The organism is Klebsiella sp. JB_Kp031 (assembly GCF_040064295.1).
Taxonomy (GTDB): domain Bacteria; phylum Pseudomonadota; class Gammaproteobacteria; order Enterobacterales; family Enterobacteriaceae; genus Klebsiella; species Klebsiella quasipneumoniae.
On record NZ_JBEAJW010000032.1, the window covers coordinates 56256 to 72213 of the forward strand.

The following is a 15958-nucleotide window of genomic DNA, read 5'->3' on the forward strand; positions in this document are numbered from 1 at the left end:
CAATGATACTATCTGAACAATAGCGCTGATAAATATTCCACAGGGAGGGCGAGATAATGCACCGGATGACCCACTGGCTAACCCGGCACGCCGCCGCGCTGTTCTTCCCGGCGGCGCTCATTCTGTATGATTTTTCCGCCTATCTCACCACCGACCTGATCCAGCCGGGGATCCTCCACGTGGTGCGGGATTTTAACGCCGATGTGGCGCTGGCCCCAGCCTCGGTAAGCCTGTATATGGCCGGCGGCATGGCGCTGCAGTGGCTGCTGGGGCCGCTCTCTGACCGAATCGGACGGCGTCCGGTACTGCTCACCGGCGCGCTCATTTTCACCCTCGCCTGCCTGGCGACGCTGTTCACCACCTCCATGACCCAGTTCCTGATTGCCCGCTTCGTGCAGGGCACCAGCATCTGCTTTATTGCCACCGTCGGCTACGTCACCGTGCAGGAAGCCTTTGAGGAAAAAAGGTCGATCAGGCTGATGGCGGTGATCACCTCCGTCGTGCTGGTGGCACCGATCGTCGGCCCGCTCTCCGGCGCGGCGCTGATGCATTTTATCCACTGGAAAGCGCTGTTCGGCATTATCGCCGCCATGGGGCTGGTGGCCTGGCTGGGGCTGCTGTTGACCATGCCGGAGACGGTGCGCCGGGGCGATGTGCCGTTCAGCCCCCTGGGCGTGCTGCGCGATTTTCGCAACGTCTTTCGCAACCGCATCTTTTTGCTCGGCGCCGCCACGCTGTCGCTGAGCTATATTCCACTGATGAGCTGGGTGGCGGTATCGCCGGTGATTTTAATGGACGCCGGCGGGCTGACCACCAGCGAGTTCGCCTGGAGCCAGGTGCCGGTCTTCAGCGCCGTCATCATCGCCAACCTGTCGGTGGCGCGCTGGGTAAAAGATCCCACCCGCCCGCGCTTTGTCCTCAGCGCGGTGCCGGTACAGATGCTCGGCCTGGCCATCCTGATCGTTGGGAATCTGGTATGGCCGCACGTCTGGCTGTGGTCGGTGCTCGGCACCTGCTTCTACGCCTTCGGCATCGGGCTAATTTTCCCGACGCTGTTCCGCTTTACCCTCTTTTCCAACGACCTGCCGAAAGGCACGGTCTCCGCTTCGCTGAATATCGTGATCCTCAGCGTCAGCGCCTTATCGATTGAAGGCGCGCGCTGGCTGTGGTTCCATGGCGGGAGACTGCCCTTCCACCTGTTAGCGGTGGCCGCCGGGCTCATCGCCGCCTGCTGCCTCGCCGGACTGTTACGCCACCAGCGTCAGTGTGCGCAAGCGGTCATTGAAGCCCGGCAGTCGTGACCCCTTTTACGGAGAAAGCCCCATCATGAGTGAGATTGAACTCAGCCCGGCGCAGCGTGACCTGCTGCGCGACAGGCTCAGCAAGTACTGCGAAGAGACGTTTAACCTCGAGCTGGAGCAGTTTGACGCTGAATTTTTTGTCGACTTTATCGCCCAGGAGCTGGGGCCGCTGTTCTACAACGCCGGTATCGAAGAGGCCATCCGCACTCATCTGGCGTGGAGCGAGCGGATCCAGGAAGAGATGGATTTAAAGAAGGTCTATTAACGCCGCGCGCAGACGCAGGAGATCAATAAAAGCATACAAACAACAGGGTTATAATGGCGACTCTTTCAGCATCTCCCGTGTACGGGGAAGGAAAACCATGTCGCTTATCACCGATCTACCCGCTATTTTTGACCAGTTCTCGGAAGCTCGCCAGAAGGGCTTTCTCACCGTCATGGATCTTAAAGAGCAGAACGTGCCGCTGGTGGGTACCTACTGCACCTTTATGCCTCAGGAGATCGCTATGGCGGCGGGGGCCGTGGTGGTCTCGCTGTGCTCTACCTCCGATGAAACCATCGAGGAAGCGGAAAAAGATCTGCCGCGCAATCTCTGTCCGTTAATCAAAAGCAGCTACGGCTTCGGCAAAACCGATAAATGCCCCTACTTCTATTTCTCTGACCTGGTGGTCGGGGAAACCACCTGCGACGGCAAAAAGAAAATGTACGAGTACATGGCCGAGTTCAAGGCGGTCCACGTGATGCAGCTGCCGAACAGCGCCAGCGACGCGGCCTCCCGCGCGCTGTGGAAAGCGGAGATCCTGCGCCTGCAACAGGTGATTGAGGCGCGGTTTGGCGCGCCGATTAGCGAGGCGGCGCTGCGCGAAGCCATCGTGCTGAAAAACCGTGAACGCCGGGCGCTGGCCCACTTTTATCGTCTCGGGCAGCTCAATCCGCCGGCGCTCAGCGGCGGCGACATCCTGAAAGTGGTGTACGGCGCCACCTTCCGCTTCGACAAAACCGCGCTGATTGACGAGCTCAACGCCATGGCGGAACGCATCCGTCAGGAGTGGCGGCAGGGTAAACGACTGGCATCCCGCCCGCGCATTCTGATCACCGGCTGCCCGATCGGCGGCGCGGCGGAAAAAGTGGTCCGCGCCATCGAAGAAAACGGCGGCTGGGTGGTGGGCTATGAAAACTGCACCGGCGCGAAGGCCACCGAGCGCTGCGTGGCGGAAGAGGGCGACGTCTACGACGCCTTAACCGACAAATATCTCGCCATCGGCTGCTCCTGTATTTCCCCTAACCATCAGCGCCTGCAGCTGCTGAGCCAGATGGTGGAGGAGTACCAGGCCGACGGGGTGATCGACGTCATTCTGCAGGCCTGCCATACCTATGCCGTGGAATCGCTGGCCATTAAACGCCATCTCCGCCAGCAGCACGACCTTCCTTATATGGCGATAGAAACCGACTATTCGACAGCGGACCTCGGCCAGCTCAGCACCCGCGTCGCCGCCTTTATCGAAATGCTGTAAGGAGCACGCGTGATCTACACGGTTGGTATTGATTCCGGCTCCACTGCCACGAAAGGCATCCTGCTCGCGGACGGGGTGGTTACGCGTCGTTTCCTCTGCCCGACCCCCTTTCGCCCCGCTGACGCCATCCATGAGGCCTGGGAGACGCTGCGCGCTGGCCTCGCGGAAACGCCCTTTTTAACCCTCACCGGCTATGGTCGCCAGCTGGTAGATTTCGCCAATAAACAGGTGACGGAGATTTCCTGTCACGGTCTCGGCGCCCGCCTGCTGGCACCGGACACCCGCACGGTGATTGATATCGGCGGCCAGGACAGCAAGGTTATCCAGCTGGATGCCGGGGGCAACCTCAGCGACTTTCTGATGAATGACAAATGCGCCGCCGGCACCGGCCGCTTTCTGGAGGTCATTTCACGCACCCTCGGCGCCAGCGTCGAACAGCTGGACGCCATTACCGACGGCGTGGAACCGCATGCCATCACCAGCATGTGTACGGTATTCGCCGAATCGGAAGTCATCAGCCTGCGGTCGGCGGGAGTCGCGCCGGAGGCGATTCTGGCGGGGGTGATTAACGCCATGGCCCGGCGCAGCGCGAACTTTATCGGCCGCTTATCAGCGCAGGGGCCGCTGCTGTTTACCGGCGGCGTCAGCCACTGCGCCGCCTTTGCCCGCATGCTGGAAAGCCATGTCGGCATGGCGGTGACAACCCATCCCGACGCCCAGTTCGCCGGGGCGATCGGCGCGGCGCTGATCGGCCAGCGCCAGCGGAGGCGCGAATGACAACGTTTCTGTTTTTATTTCATTCCACGGTGGGAGTGGTGCGAACGCGCAAAGCCCTGCAGGCGGCGGGAATGACCTTCGAGGTCAAAGATATTCCCCGCCAGCTGCGCAGCGGCTGCGGGCTGTGCATCCTGCTTGAGGGGACGGAAGCCGACGCGCGAGCCTGGATCGTCCCGGAACAGACGGCGGCGTTATATCAGCAGGACGGGGAGGCGTGGCGCTGTCTCGCCACCTTCCCACCGGCAGGTTAATCGCTTACCACAAAGCGCGTCGCCGCAAAGCAGTTCAGCAGACGGTGCATAAGAAAAACCAGGGTCAGCGTCACCACCAGCGAGACCGTCACCGAGGTGATGCGGTACAGATCGCTGAACACCAGATCCTGATAGGGATGCAGGTTTTGGCCAAACATAATGCCGATGGTGGTAATGCTGGCGAAGCCCACCCCGGCGCCCACTTTCTCCATCACGTGCAGGCGGGCGCTAAAGGCCAGCCCGAGGCCAATCAGCGGCATCATCAGGATCATGTGATTGCTGAAGTCATAGATAATCAGCTGCACCACCAGAATATAGAGACAGGCCAGCACCACCCCCGCCACGCGCCAGATCGAGCTGATCACCGCCCCGCGATAGTGCATCGGGAACAGGATCAGGATCCCGGCCATCAGCGCCGACAGCGAGTCGCTGAGATCGCAGATCTGAAACACCACGAAGATGATCGTCGCCACCGTGCCGGAGAGCAGCGACTCGTGGCGGATGCGGGCGGCGTCTTTTTCAATGCGCGGCGGCGGCTTGCGCGGTTCGACGTCCGGGATCAGGTAATGCAGCAGCGCGCTCAGCGCCACCGCCAGCACGCACGCTTCCATGTTGGAGAACATCAGGGTGTGCCAGTTGCTGGTCGGGTAGCTCATAAAGTTGAGCATCGTGCTCTGACACACCACCCCCATCGACCCCAGCAGAAACAGCGGCCCCTGGCTCATAAAGCGAAAACGCATCACGTACAGGGCGAACACCACCAGCGTCATGATCACCGGCCATTGCGACAAATAACCGACAATCAGCACCATTTCGACGCAGTTCACCGCCGCGCTGAACACAAACTGGCGGGCGACGTGGCGGTTGAACACCGGCACCAGCGACATCAGCATCAGCGGATACACCACAAAAAATACGCCGTACTGCACGTCGTAGAAGGTGGAGATGCTGAGCGCAATGGTCCCGGCCACGGCGATACGCACCGTCTGGCGAAAATCATTCGCCGTGTAGACGATATTGCCGTGCGGGGTAAAGACGTGCGCCAGGGTATTAATAGACATAGTGCAACCAGCTCACCAGATGGATCTGCAGGCCGGCGAAGGTGCGGGCGAAAGGTCCCTCGCTATTGTACAGCTGCACCGTGGCGCGGGCGCCGGTCGGCAGCGGTTTCGCCAGCGGCTGATCCAGCGCGACGTGAATGCGCATTCGCTGGGCATCACGCACCCAGCGGGTGGACTGTTCCGGCTGCGACAGCTGCCCGTTAACCGCCTCCTGCCCCGCCAGAATCCCGGCATCGCTGCTGGTCACGTGCGCCGGGAAAACTTCCCCCGGCAAGGCGTCAAAAACCACCGCCGCATCGGTGTTTACCGCGGTGTGGCGCAGGCTCTTCTCACGGAAGTCAGCGACGATATCGGTATTGTTGTTGACCAGCGCCAGCACGGCTGTCGCCGCGGTGGCGTAGATCCCCGGGTTAAGCTGCAGGTTGCTAACCATGCCGTCAGTTTCCGCACGCACTTTGGTCCAGGCCAGGTTCAGCTGCGCCTCCTCCAGCGCGTTGCGGTATTTCTGCAGGGTGACGTTGCGCTTATCGTCGCGCTCGCCGCGCTGGATCAGCAGGTTCTGGATCTGCGCGTTCAGCGCCGAGACCGACTGCTCGCTGGTCTGCCAGGTGGTCCGCACTTTGTCGAGATCGGACTGCGAGACGTTCTGCATGGTGCTCAGGCGCTGATAGCGATCGAGCGTGACCTTATCGTTACGGGCGGTGTACTGCGCGGTGCGCAGGTTGGCGCGGGCGGCGGCGATTTGCGCGTCCAGCTGCTGGTTGCTCAGCTTCGCCTGTTCAAGGGCGATCTGTGCCGCTTCAACTTTATTAATGAATGGCGTTGGGTCGAGCTCATACAGCAGGTCGCCCTTTTTCACCTGGCTATTGTTATGCACGTAGACGTGCGAGACATAGCCGGAGACCCGCGACGAAACCGGGGTCACCACGCGCATGACCGTGGAGTCCGGCGTCAGCGGGATCCAGATATCGGCAACGATAAACCAGGCGAATATTCCCAGAAAAGCGGCAATACTCACCCGTACCCAGCGGGCAAATTTTTGTTCAGGCGTCATCATAGTGTGTTAGATCTTGTTATCTTCTTCGCGGATATTCCGCAAACGGCAGGCGATTTGATTTAACGTGGCGCTGAAGGTGACGAGGTCGGCCTCCGGGATGGTCTGGGTTACGCGCTCCTGATAGGTCTCGATCACGCGGCTCAGTTTTTCCAGAATAGCCCGCCCCTCGGCGGTCAGCGTCAGCAGGCGAATGCGTTTGTCATATGGCGATGTGGAACGCAACAGATAGCCCTGCTTTTCCAGTAATGAGAGGGTGCGCATCAGCGGCGGCAGTTCAATCCCCTGCACCTCCGCCAGTTCGCTGACCGAGACGTTGTCCCCCAACTGATGCAGTTGCATCAGCACCGTCCAGCTGGACTGGGTGAGTCCCGTATCGGTGATAGCGGAGTCAATAATCGCGCGCCACTGGCGCACCACCATGGCCATCCGCATCCCCAGCGGGCGGCGGGCAAACAGTTCGTCTTCAGTCACAGCTTTTCCTCTCATTGTTGAGAAGAAAATAATACTTATCAGGGTAAGTATCAAGAAACGGAAGGTCACGTCGCATCAATTGATAAATTTCGTGAATGATTCCCCGGCATCGCCAGCGCTTACCGGGGCAAAGAAGAAGTGATGCCTGAAAAAAAAGCACTTTTTAATTGATCTGATCCCGACGCAGGCCGATATCTTTCAGCTGTTCGTCGCTCATTTTCTGCAAAGCTCTGCGCGTTTGCTCCTGAAGCCACCATTTTTTGACAAACCGTGCCAGCAATACGAAACCGATAAATGGCTGTCTTGCCCTGTTCTCATGAAATTCCATCCTCTACCTCCTCACCTTGCCAGAGACTTTATCTTCACGGATTTGGGGGGGAGGAATACAGATTCACAAAACACTTTTCTTTAACATACAGATTGGCTAAAACGTACAGCAGACCCCAATTTTTCCGGCCATCTGTACTGGTTATTCCATCTGTATGGCGACAATTAAGGATACAGCATGACCCGCTATCAACATCTTGCGACGCTGCTGGCCGAACGCATTGAACAGGGCCTGTATCGCCACGGCGAAAAGCTGCCGTCGGTGCGCAGCCTGAGCCAGGAGCACGGCGTCAGCATCAGCACCGTCCAGCAGGCCTATCAGCTGCTTGAGCAGCAGCAGATGATTGTGCCGCAGCCGCGATCGGGCTATTTCGTCGCCCCCCGCAAGGCCCAGCCGCCGGTGCCGCCGATGTCGCGTCCGGTGCAGCGTCCGGTGGAGATCACCCAGTGGGATCAGGTGCAGACCATGCTCGACGCCCGCTACGATAAAACGATCATCCCCTTCGGCGGCGGCTCGCCGGACGTGACGCAGCCAAGCCTGAAGCCCATCTGGCGTGAACTGAGCCGGGCGATCCAGCACAACCTCACTGAGGTGTTGAACTATGACGAACTGGCCGGGCGCCGCGAGCTGCGGGAGCAGATCGCCCGCCTGATGCTCGACGGCGGATCGGTGGTGACTGCCGACGATCTGGTGCTCACCAGCGGTTGCCACAGCGCGCTGTCGCTGGCCCTGCTGTCGGTGTGCCAGCCAGGGGACATCATCGCCGTGGAATCCCCCTGCTACTACGGCACCATGCAGATGCTGCGCGGACTGGGATTAAAAACGATTGAGATCCCCACCGATCCGGAAACCGGGATCAGCATCGAGGCCCTGGAGTTGGCGCTGGATCAGTGGCCGATCAAAGGGGTTATCCTGGTGCCGAACTGCAACAACCCGCTGGGATTTATCATGCCGGACGCCCGCAAGCGCGCGGTGCTGAACCTGGCCCAGCGCCACGATATCGTTATTTTCGAGGATGATATCTACGGCGAGCTGGCTACCGAGTACCCGCGTCCGCGCACCATTCACTCCTGGGATATCGACGGCCGGGTGATGCTCTGCAGCTCCTTTACCAAAACCATCGCCCCCGGCCTGCGCATCGGTTGGATAGCGCCCGGGCGCTACTACGACAAGCTGCTCCAGATGAAGTACGCCGCCAGCGGCACTAACGTCCCTTCAACACAGCTGGCGGCCTTTAACTTTATTCGCGAAGGCCATTATCACCGCCACGTGCGGCGGATGCGGCAGATCTATCAGCGCAATATCGAGATCTACACCTGCTGGCTGCGGGAGTTTTTCCCGTGCGGGATCTGCGTCACCCGGCCGAAAGGCGGTTTTATGCTGTGGGTGGAGCTCCCGGAGCAGGTGGATATGGTCTGCGTCGCCAAACAGCTGTGCCGGCTGAAGATCCAGGTCGCGCCGGGGTCGCTGTTTTCCGCGGCGGGCAAGTATCGCAACTGCGTCAGGATCAACTGCGCCCTGCCGCCGACCGAGAAACATAAAGCGGTGATGGTGAAGCTGGGGGAAGCGGTGAAGGTGGCGATGGAGTGAGGTTTAGCCTGTTCTCCCCGGTGGCGCTGCGCTTACCGGGACGACGGGTTACCTCGCGTCCGCAAATCAGCTTCACTGGTCAAAAAATACCATCCCCTTATACGGCTGTTCGCGGCAGGCGGCCAGGCGCTGGGCGAGACTGCCGACGTGCAGCTCCAGCTTGTGGCCGTCGGGGTCGAGGAAATAGTGCGAGGCGCCTTCGCTACGGTTCAGCTTCCAGACCGCCACGCCGGCAACCTCAAGGCGGGCGGCGAAGCTAGCAAAATCGGCTTCGCTAATGCTAAACGCATAATGGGTGTAGTCGCTCTCCTCCGGCGGAGTGACACGCCGCTGCGGATCCAGCGACAGGCACAGCCACAGATCGCCGCAGGAGAGATAGGCGCCGCTGTCCCAGCGGGCGTGCAGCGTCATGCCCAACAGCTGCTGATAAAACGCTACGCTCGGCGCCAGCTGGCTGACCGCCAGGGTCAGGTGATTCAATCCGCTCAGCATGTCTGTTCCTCCAGTGAATTCACAATGAACTGGCGCAGCCATTGATGCGCCGGGTCGCGGTGCCAGCGTTCGTGCCATAGCATCAGCATCTCAAAGCCGGCGACCGCCAGCGGCGGCTCGACGACTGCCAGCCCGCTCTGCCCGCGCACCAGCCGCTCCGGCAGCACCGCCACCAGATCGCTATTGCGCAGGGTCTCCAGCATAAACAGGAAATGTGGCACGGAAAGGACAACCCACCGCGTCAGGCCAAGGTTCGCCAGCGCGGTATCGGTCGCCGCGCTGAAGCCGCCTCCGTCCGGGGAGACGATCGCTTGCTCCAGCTGACAGAACGTTTCCAGGCTCAACCCTTGCCGCAGCACCGGATGCCCGGCCCGGCCCGCCAGCACGTAGCGCTCGCGAAACAGCAGGCGCTGATGCAGCCCCGGCGGCGCGCCCTCGCGGGTATGGAAAAAGAGATCCACTTCATCGCTGGCCGCCTGCTGCTCCAGCCGCGCCGGCTGGAGTTCGAATACCGCCAGCCGACTGCCGGGAGAGGCCTGCCGTAGCCTGCCCAGCATCGGCATGAGGGTCGCCGAAGCCATATAGTCCGTCGCCGCCACCCGCCAGGTCTCCGCCGCCGCGGCCGGATTAAAAGGTGCCACCGGCGCCACCGCCTGCTCCAGCGCGGCTAACGCAGCGCGCAGCGGCTGGCGAAGCTCATCGGCGCGGGCGGTGGGCTGCATGCCACGCGGGCCCGGCATCAGCAGCGGGTCGGCGAACATCTCCCGCAGCCTGGCGAGTTGAATACTGACCGACGGCTGCGACAGATTCAGCCGCTGCGCCGCCCGGGTAACGTTATTTTCACTGAGCAGCACGTCGAGCGTGCGCAGCAGATTGAGATCCAGACGATGTAAATTAATCACAGCTATACCTGGGATTTAAGTAATTAATTTCTACTATAGCGCCAGCTTTCCTACTCTGCAGCTCTTCCCACTTCAGAGGTGATGTTATGAAAGTACTGCTGATTTACGCCCATCCGGAACCGCGCTCCCTCAATGGCGGACTCAAAAATTTCGCCATCCGTCATCTGCTGCAGGCCGGTCATGAAGTCCAGGTCTCCGATCTCTACGCCATGCGCTGGAAGGCCGGGTATGACGCCGACGACAGCGGTGCGCCGCCGGTCGGCGAGTTCTGGCGTCCTACCCTGGACTCCAAACAGGCCTTTGCCCAAGGTACTCAAAGCGCGGATATCGCCGCCGAGCAGGAAAAGCTGCTGTGGGCCGATACGGTGATTTTTCAGTTTCCGCTGTGGTGGTTCTCGATGCCCGCGATCATGAAAGGCTGGATCGACCGGGTGTACGCCTGGGGCTTTGCCTATGGCGTCGGCGAGCACAGCGACCGCCACTGGGGCGATCGCTATGGGGAAGGCACCTTCGTCGGCAAGCGGGCGATGCTGATCGTCACCGCTGGCGGCTGGGCGGAACACTATTCACCGCGCGGGATCAATGGCCCCATCGACGACATTCTGTTCCCCATTCAGCACGGTATGCTGTTCTATCCCGGCTTCGAGGTGCTTCCGCCGCTGGTGTTTTACCGCACGGACAAAACCGATGCCGCGCAGTTCGCCGACCAGTGCGCCACGCTGGCCGAGCGGCTGGACACGCTGTGGCAAACCGAGCCCATTCCATTTCGCCGGCAAAATCATGGCGACTATCTGATCCCGTCGCTAACGCTGCGTCCGGAGCTGGCGCCGGGGCAAAGCGGCCTGGCGGTGCACCTGGCAACGAAATAAACCTCAACGCGATAGCCCTTCCGGGTTATCGCTTTCATTAATATGACAATTTGTGAGCCTCCACGCATTAACGGCATCGCATCGCGCGAAGCCGCCTCTCATATTGATAGCGATCAAAAATAATCATACCGTCTGGTCGGTATGATTCCGGCCATGAACATGGAAGCCCAGCATCGTAAAAAAGATCCCGTCCGTCTCCACCGTCAGCTGCTTGAATCGGCGGCGATGATTGCCGGCCGGGACGGTATCGCCGCCCTGTCGCTGAACGCTGTCGCCCGCGAGGCTGGGGTCAGCAAAGGCGGCCTCCTGCACCATTTTCCCAATAAGCAGGCGCTGATTTTCGCTCTGTTCGCCAGGCTGCTGGCGATTATGGAAAAGGCGATTAGCGAACTGATGGCCGCCGATAACATCGCTTACGGACGCTTTACCCGGGCCTATTTGCACTATCTGTCCAATCCGCAGTTGACGGACACGCACGAAAGCCGTCAGCTGATGGTGCTGTCGCTGGCGATGCCGGACGAACCGGTGCTGCGAAAATGCTGGCGCGACTGGATGCTGGATCATCTGGCGCAAGGCGATGCGCTGGATAACGGCCCAACCGGTACCCTGGTACGCTACGCCGCCGACGGTATCTGGTTATCTGAGCTGACCGAGGGGCGCACCATGAGCAGCGAACATCGCCAGTCGCTGGTGAACGATCTGACCAAAATGACGCTTCCCGCATGAAGCGAATAGAGTGAGGCCGCGATGCGCTACAACATCAATGCCCGTCTCATTTATGATGCAACAGACGGCACGCTAACCCTGCCCGGCAGCGATGAACCAGATAGCCAGCTATCCATCACCGCCAGCGCGCTGCTCTATTTTTTTCTCCGCCATACCGGCGTGGTCAGTCGCGATGAAGTGTTGAAAAAAGTCTGGGACGATAACGGCTTAACTTCTTCCAATAGCAACCTCAACCAGTATCTGAGCATGCTGCGCAAAACTTTCCGCCACTACGATATCGATAACATTATCGTCACCGTGTCGCGCGGCATGCTGCAGCTGAATCAGGATCTCAGCATCGAACTGCTCGACGCCGGGCCGGCGCTGGCCGATGTCGCCAGCCCGGCCGCGCCGCCTGGCGAACCCGCCGGGGCAGGAAGGGAAACCACACCGCCTGCCGCTTCACCACATGCGCGCGGAATGTGCTGGTATCTGGCCGGCGGCTGCCTGCTGGTCATCGCCCTGCTTCTGGTGGCATTCACGTTTGCCGGAACCCACGTCGCCCGGCCAATTAATCTGACGCTGATGAACCACCGCCAGTGCGAACTGCTCGCCAGCGATGAAATGCTGCGTTCGGTCTCGGCGACGGCCTACAGTAAGAATTTTGATGAGGTGCGTCAGCGGCTGAAGCTCAGCTGCAAGCCGGGGGAGCGTTTTGTTTTCTTCTATGGCGACCGGCTGGAGACCAACGGCCTGGGCCGGGTATTTCTCGCCCACTGCGCGATGCACGAAGACAACCCGTTTAGCTATTGCGATAACTACTTTTACTACTCCTGGAAGCCGCAATGAGACTCGCGCCCCGCACCTTTTTCGCCCTCTCTGCCCTCACGTTTATCGCCGCCGCCGGGTTTAGCGCCTGGCGCCTGCTGCCGGATGCCAACGACGGCGTGATGAGCTGCTCCACCAAAGCGATCATGCGTTTTGAAAACATGGAAAAAGAGAATGTGAACGGCAATATCCATTTTAATTTTGCCGCCAATGGCAACGGGTCGATGGTAGTGGAAGGCTATACCGATTCTGCCGCCGGCTGGCTCTACCTGCAGCGTTACGTCAAATTCAGCTACACCAGCCAGCGCATCTCGGCGACCGAGCGCCACTACCGCATCAAGAAATGGGAATCCAGCGCCTCGTCCATCGATGAATCGCCGGATGTCATTTTCGACTATTTCATGCGCGAGATGTCCGACAGCCACGATGGCCTGTTCCTCAATGCGCAAAAGCTTAACGACAAAGCTATCCTGCTGAGCTCTATCAACTCACCGCTCTACATCTGCACGCTGAAGTCCGGCAGCACGCTTAATTAACCCGTCCCCCCTGTACCACTGCGAGGAAAATGCGCCCTCGCTCACGCTCCATTATTGCCCCCTCTTTCCACGATGCTAAAAGCGCACGTTTTGCGTTTAGCTTCGACGCGAGAACTTGAGCATACCCACAATTATAACGTGGCTATATTACCGATTGCTGGCAAGTAATTAGCATCTTATTAACATTCATCTCCCGCCGATAAATAGCTTAAAAAAACGCCATATCATCATGAAAATCTTCACGCATGAAACAGGATTAAGAGATAAAAAGAAGCCTAAATAAGGCTAAATAGCAGAGTAAAAACCTAAAATATCCATCTACACGGATTTAAATTTCACTTCTCTCCCCATTCCCTATAGTGAACCCCGAACGCCGCTTCCGCGTGTTGATGCCGTTACGCGGACGGTTTTCCCGAATCACAAAACCTGTTCTGGAGGAGATCACGATGGGTGATGCATTGGGGCTTATCGAAACCAAAGGTCTGGTGGCCTGTATTGAAGCAGCGGACTCGATGTGTAAAGCCGCCAACGTCGAACTGATCGGCTATGAAAACGTCGGCTCCGGCCTGGTCACCGTGATGGTGAAGGGCGACGTCGGCGCAGTAAAAGCGGCGGTGGATTCCGGTGTGGAATCGGCGCAGCGCATCGGCGAAGTGGTGACCTCGCTGGTCATCGCGCGTCCGCATAACGACATCAACAAAATCGTCATTAAACACAAGGCCTGAAGGCCAGGAGAACGCAAATGGGTGATGCATTAGGTCTGATTGAAACCAAAGGTCTGGTGGCCTGCATTGAAGCAGCGGATGCGATGTGTAAAGCCGCCAACGTCGAACTGATCGGCTATGAAAACGTCGGTTCCGGCCTCGTCACCGCGATGGTGAAAGGCGATGTCGGCGCGGTGAAAGCGGCGGTGGATTCCGGCGTTGAATCGGCCCAGCGCATTGGCGAAGTGGTGACCTCGCTGGTCATCGCCCGTCCGCATAACGACATCAACAAAATCGTCTCGCATTACAAAATTGCGGACTAACGGAGAAACCTGATGAAAGAAGCGCTTGGTCTTATCGAAACCAAAGGTCTGGTGGCCTGTATTGAAGCCGCGGACGCGATGTGCAAAGCCGCCAACGTCGAACTGATCGGCTATGAAAACGTCGGCTCCGGCCTCGTCACCGCGATGGTGAAAGGCGACGTCGGCGCGGTCAACGCGGCGGTCGACTCCGGCGTGGAAGCGGCGAAACGCATTGGCGAAGTCGTCAGCTCTCGCGTCATCGCGCGTCCCCATAACGACATCGAAAAAATCGCGGCGCAGCACAAAGCATGACCTGACAGGGCACGCCCCGTCCCCACTCTTTTCGTCTGATGAAGGATAGACTCATGATTGAACTGGATAACGATTTGCAGTCCCGGCAAAACGCCCGGGAACTGGTGCGCAACGCCAAAAAAGCGCAGGCAATGCTGGCCACCTTTTCGCAGCAGCAAATCGACGCCATCGTGAAAAACGTGGCCCAGGAAGCAGCGCACCACGCCGAAGCGCTGGCGAAAATGGCCGCGGAAGAGACCGGTTTTGGCAACTGGCAGGACAAAGTGCTGAAAAACCGCTTCGCCTCGCTGCGCGTCTACGACGCCATCAAAGATATGAAGACCGTTGGCATCATTCATGACGACCCGGTAAAAAAAGTGATGGACGTGGGCGTGCCGCTCGGCGTGATTTGCGCGCTGGTCCCCTCAACTAACCCAACCTCTACGGTTATCTATAAAGCGCTGATCGCCCTCAAGGCGGGCAACGCCATTATCTTCTCCCCGCATCCGGGCGCACGTCAGTGCAGCTGGAAGGCGATTGAGATCGTCAAACGCGCGGCGGAAGCGGCCGGCGCGCCGGAGGGCAGCGTCGACGGCATCACCCAGCTGACCCTCGAAGCCACCTCAGAGCTGATGCACAGCAAAGACGTTTCGCTGATCCTCGCCACCGGCGGCGAAGGCATGGTGCGCGCGGCCTACGCGTCCGGCACCCCGACCATCAGCGGCGGTCCGGGCAACGGCCCGGCATTTATCGAACGCAGCGCCGATATCCACCACGCGGTGAAAGATATCATCACCAGCAAAACCTTCGATAATGGCGTGATCTGCGCCTCCGAGCAGTCGATCATCGTCGAAGGCTGCATTTACGATGAGATTCACCGCGAGCTGGAAGCGCAGGGCGCTTACTTCATGAATGAAGATGAAGCGGCGAAAATGGCGGCGCTGCTGCTGCGCCCGAACGGCACCATCAACCCGAAAGTGGTCGGTAAAACCGCGTTGTACCTCAGCCAGATGGCCGGCTTCTGCGTCCCGGCCAGCACCAAAGTGCTGATCGCCGAGCAGACCACCGTCTCACCGAAAAACCCCTACTCGCGCGAAAAACTGTGCCCGGTACTCGGTCTGTACGTGGCTGAGGACTGGAAAGCCGCCTGCCACCGCGTGGTAGAGCTGCTGACTAATGAAGGGCTCGGCCATACGCTGGTGATCCACACCCGCAACCAGGACGTCATCCGCCAGTTCAGCCTCGAAAAACCGGTCAACCGCATCCTGATCAACACCCCGGCGGCGCTCGGCGGCATCGGCGCCACCACCAATATCTCCCCGGCGCTGACCCTCGGCTGCGGCGCGGTCGGCGGCGGCTCCAGCTCCGACAACGTCGGCCCGATGAACCTGCTCAATATCCGCAAAGTCGGCTACGGCGTGCGGTCGATTGACGAGCTTCGCGCGCCGGGCAGCCGCCCTGAGCCACAGCCGACCATCGTTACGCCGGCGAGCGATCCGCAGCGCAGCATTCTTGATGACGTGCGTTTCAACGCTCCGGCCAGCGCTGCGCCAGCACACCCGGCAGGCAGCGATGACCGCTTCGCCAGCCCAGGCGCCGCAGCGAATGCGGAAGGCGCAATCAACGAGCAAAACGTGGAACGCGTTATCCGCCAGGTGCTGGAGCGCCTTGCTAAGTAACGCACTGATATAAGGCGATATAACGATGATTCTCGCAAAGGTGACCGGCCATGTTGTCGCCACGCAAAAATGCGATGAGCTGCGCGGCAGCAACCTGCTGTTGATCACCCGCTTAGATGACAAACAGCAGCCGATGAAGGACCAGACCTGGGTCGCCGTCGATAACGTCGGCGCCGGTATGCACGACATCGTGCTGGCGGAAGAGTACTTCGCGCTCAATAAAGAGCGCTACAAAGCGATGTCGGTGGTCGCCATTGTTGAGAAGGTGTTTCGGGACGCCGAACAGGAGTGAATAGCCCA

The 15958-nt window shown here is 59.6% G+C and carries 21 protein-coding genes; 15 read left to right on the top strand and 6 right to left on the bottom strand.

Annotation, left to right across the window (positions count from 1 at the left end):
- The first annotated feature begins 53 nt into the window (after positions 1-53).
- The 5 genes from mdtM to ABLV64_RS15290 all read left to right on the top strand — a co-directional run bounded on the left by mdtM (position 54) and on the right by ABLV64_RS15290 (position 3843).
- Entirely contained in the window at positions 54-1301 is a 1248-nt protein-coding gene (gene mdtM / locus ABLV64_RS15270) for a multidrug efflux MFS transporter MdtM (RefSeq protein WP_032431187.1), read from the top strand.
- A gap of 25 nt (positions 1302-1326) precedes the next feature.
- Positions 1327-1566, top strand: a complete 240-nt coding sequence (locus ABLV64_RS15275; RefSeq protein WP_004204157.1) for a DUF2164 domain-containing protein — start codon at positions 1327-1329, stop codon at positions 1564-1566.
- A gap of 97 nt (positions 1567-1663) precedes the next feature.
- On the top strand, positions 1664-2815 hold the full coding sequence (locus tag ABLV64_RS15280; protein ID WP_023319659.1) for a double-cubane-cluster-containing anaerobic reductase: 1152 nt from the start codon (positions 1664-1666) through the stop codon (positions 2813-2815).
- A gap of 9 nt (positions 2816-2824) precedes the next feature.
- Positions 2825-3592 carry a putative 2-hydroxyacyl-CoA dehydratase activator YjiL gene (gene yjiL / locus ABLV64_RS15285; RefSeq protein WP_049003532.1) on the top strand — a complete coding sequence of 256 codons (768 nt, stop codon included), beginning with the start codon at positions 2825-2827 and terminating at the stop codon, positions 3590-3592.
- Positions 3589-3843 (top strand): DUF3343 domain-containing protein, encoded by a 255-nt coding sequence (locus ABLV64_RS15290; RefSeq protein ID WP_004204154.1) that lies wholly within the window; start codon positions 3589-3591, stop codon positions 3841-3843. Before yjiL ends, ABLV64_RS15290 begins: the two co-directional genes overlap by 4 nt.
- On the opposite strand, the gene ABLV64_RS15295 is transcribed toward ABLV64_RS15290, so the two are convergent.
- The 4 genes from ABLV64_RS15295 to ABLV64_RS15310 all read right to left on the bottom strand — a co-directional run bounded on the left by ABLV64_RS15295 (position 3840) and on the right by ABLV64_RS15310 (position 6760).
- Positions 3840-4904: a DUF2955 domain-containing protein gene (locus tag ABLV64_RS15295; RefSeq protein ID WP_004204153.1), complete on the bottom strand. Its 1065-nt coding sequence runs from the start codon at positions 4902-4904 to the stop codon at positions 3840-3842. The two genes, ABLV64_RS15290 and ABLV64_RS15295, sit on opposite strands and share 4 nt — an antisense overlap.
- The gene (locus ABLV64_RS15300) at positions 4894-5961 is read right to left on the bottom strand and encodes an HlyD family secretion protein (RefSeq protein WP_004204152.1); all 1068 of its coding nucleotides are present in this window, start codon (positions 5959-5961) and stop codon (positions 4894-4896) included. The genes ABLV64_RS15295 and ABLV64_RS15300 overlap by 11 nt, the downstream gene beginning before the upstream one ends.
- A gap of 6 nt (positions 5962-5967) precedes the next feature.
- On the bottom strand, positions 5968-6432 hold the full coding sequence (locus ABLV64_RS15305; protein ID WP_348843307.1) for a MarR family transcriptional regulator: 465 nt from the start codon (positions 6430-6432) through the stop codon (positions 5968-5970).
- Positions 6433-6595: 163 nt separating this feature from the next.
- Positions 6596-6760, bottom strand: coding sequence for a DUF1127 domain-containing protein (locus ABLV64_RS15310; protein ID WP_004204150.1), 165 nt, complete (start codon positions 6758-6760; stop codon positions 6596-6598).
- A gap of 177 nt (positions 6761-6937) precedes the next feature.
- Here ABLV64_RS15310 and ABLV64_RS15315 point away from each other — a divergent pair, with 177 nt between their 5' ends.
- Positions 6938-8350, top strand: coding sequence for a PLP-dependent aminotransferase family protein (locus tag ABLV64_RS15315; protein ID WP_348843308.1), 1413 nt, complete (start codon positions 6938-6940; stop codon positions 8348-8350).
- A 72-nt stretch (positions 8351-8422) separates the two neighbouring features.
- Here the strand turns inward: ABLV64_RS15315 and fosA are convergent, their stop codons facing one another.
- Together fosA and ABLV64_RS15325 are read right to left on the bottom strand one after the other, a co-directional pair.
- Complete coding sequence (gene fosA / locus ABLV64_RS15320; RefSeq protein WP_004177548.1) at positions 8423-8842, bottom strand: FosA5 family fosfomycin resistance glutathione transferase; 420 nt, start codon at positions 8840-8842, stop codon at positions 8423-8425.
- Complete coding sequence (locus tag ABLV64_RS15325; RefSeq protein WP_348843309.1) at positions 8836-9744, bottom strand: LysR family transcriptional regulator; 909 nt, start codon at positions 9742-9744, stop codon at positions 8836-8838. Before ABLV64_RS15325 ends, fosA begins: the two co-directional genes overlap by 7 nt.
- Before the next feature lie 86 nt (positions 9745-9830).
- On the opposite strand from ABLV64_RS15325, the gene ABLV64_RS15330 reads away from it, so the two are divergent.
- From ABLV64_RS15330 to ABLV64_RS15370, 9 genes are all read left to right on the top strand, one after another.
- Positions 9831-10613, top strand: coding sequence for an NAD(P)H-dependent oxidoreductase (locus ABLV64_RS15330; protein ID WP_023319649.1), 783 nt, complete (start codon positions 9831-9833; stop codon positions 10611-10613).
- A gap of 141 nt (positions 10614-10754) precedes the next feature.
- A complete protein-coding gene (locus ABLV64_RS15335; RefSeq protein WP_017899140.1) occupies positions 10755-11339 on the top strand; it encodes a TetR/AcrR family transcriptional regulator in 585 nt (194 codons plus the stop codon).
- Between the two features lie 21 nt (positions 11340-11360).
- Positions 11361-12167, top strand: a complete 807-nt coding sequence (locus ABLV64_RS15340; protein ID WP_048294114.1) for a winged helix-turn-helix domain-containing protein — start codon at positions 11361-11363, stop codon at positions 12165-12167.
- Positions 12164-12682, top strand: a complete 519-nt coding sequence (locus ABLV64_RS15345) for a FidL-like protein (protein WP_094309001.1) — start codon at positions 12164-12166, stop codon at positions 12680-12682. The genes ABLV64_RS15340 and ABLV64_RS15345 overlap by 4 nt, the downstream gene beginning before the upstream one ends.
- A gap of 446 nt (positions 12683-13128) precedes the next feature.
- A complete protein-coding gene (locus tag ABLV64_RS15350; RefSeq protein ID WP_004182810.1) occupies positions 13129-13407 on the top strand; it encodes a BMC domain-containing protein in 279 nt (92 codons plus the stop codon).
- 17 nt (positions 13408-13424) lie between these two features.
- Positions 13425-13709 carry a BMC domain-containing protein gene (locus ABLV64_RS15355; protein WP_002442227.1) on the top strand — a complete coding sequence of 95 codons (285 nt, stop codon included), beginning with the start codon at positions 13425-13427 and terminating at the stop codon, positions 13707-13709.
- A 12-nt stretch (positions 13710-13721) separates the two neighbouring features.
- A complete protein-coding gene (locus tag ABLV64_RS15360; protein WP_004146125.1) occupies positions 13722-14000 on the top strand; it encodes a BMC domain-containing protein in 279 nt (92 codons plus the stop codon).
- A gap of 53 nt (positions 14001-14053) precedes the next feature.
- Positions 14054-15658, top strand: coding sequence for an acetaldehyde dehydrogenase (acetylating) (locus ABLV64_RS15365; RefSeq protein ID WP_348843310.1), 1605 nt, complete (start codon positions 14054-14056; stop codon positions 15656-15658).
- Positions 15659-15683: 25 nt separating this feature from the next.
- Complete coding sequence (locus ABLV64_RS15370; RefSeq protein ID WP_004204134.1) at positions 15684-15950, top strand: EutN/CcmL family microcompartment protein; 267 nt, start codon at positions 15684-15686, stop codon at positions 15948-15950.
- The last annotated feature ends 8 nt before the right edge of the window (positions 15951-15958 follow it).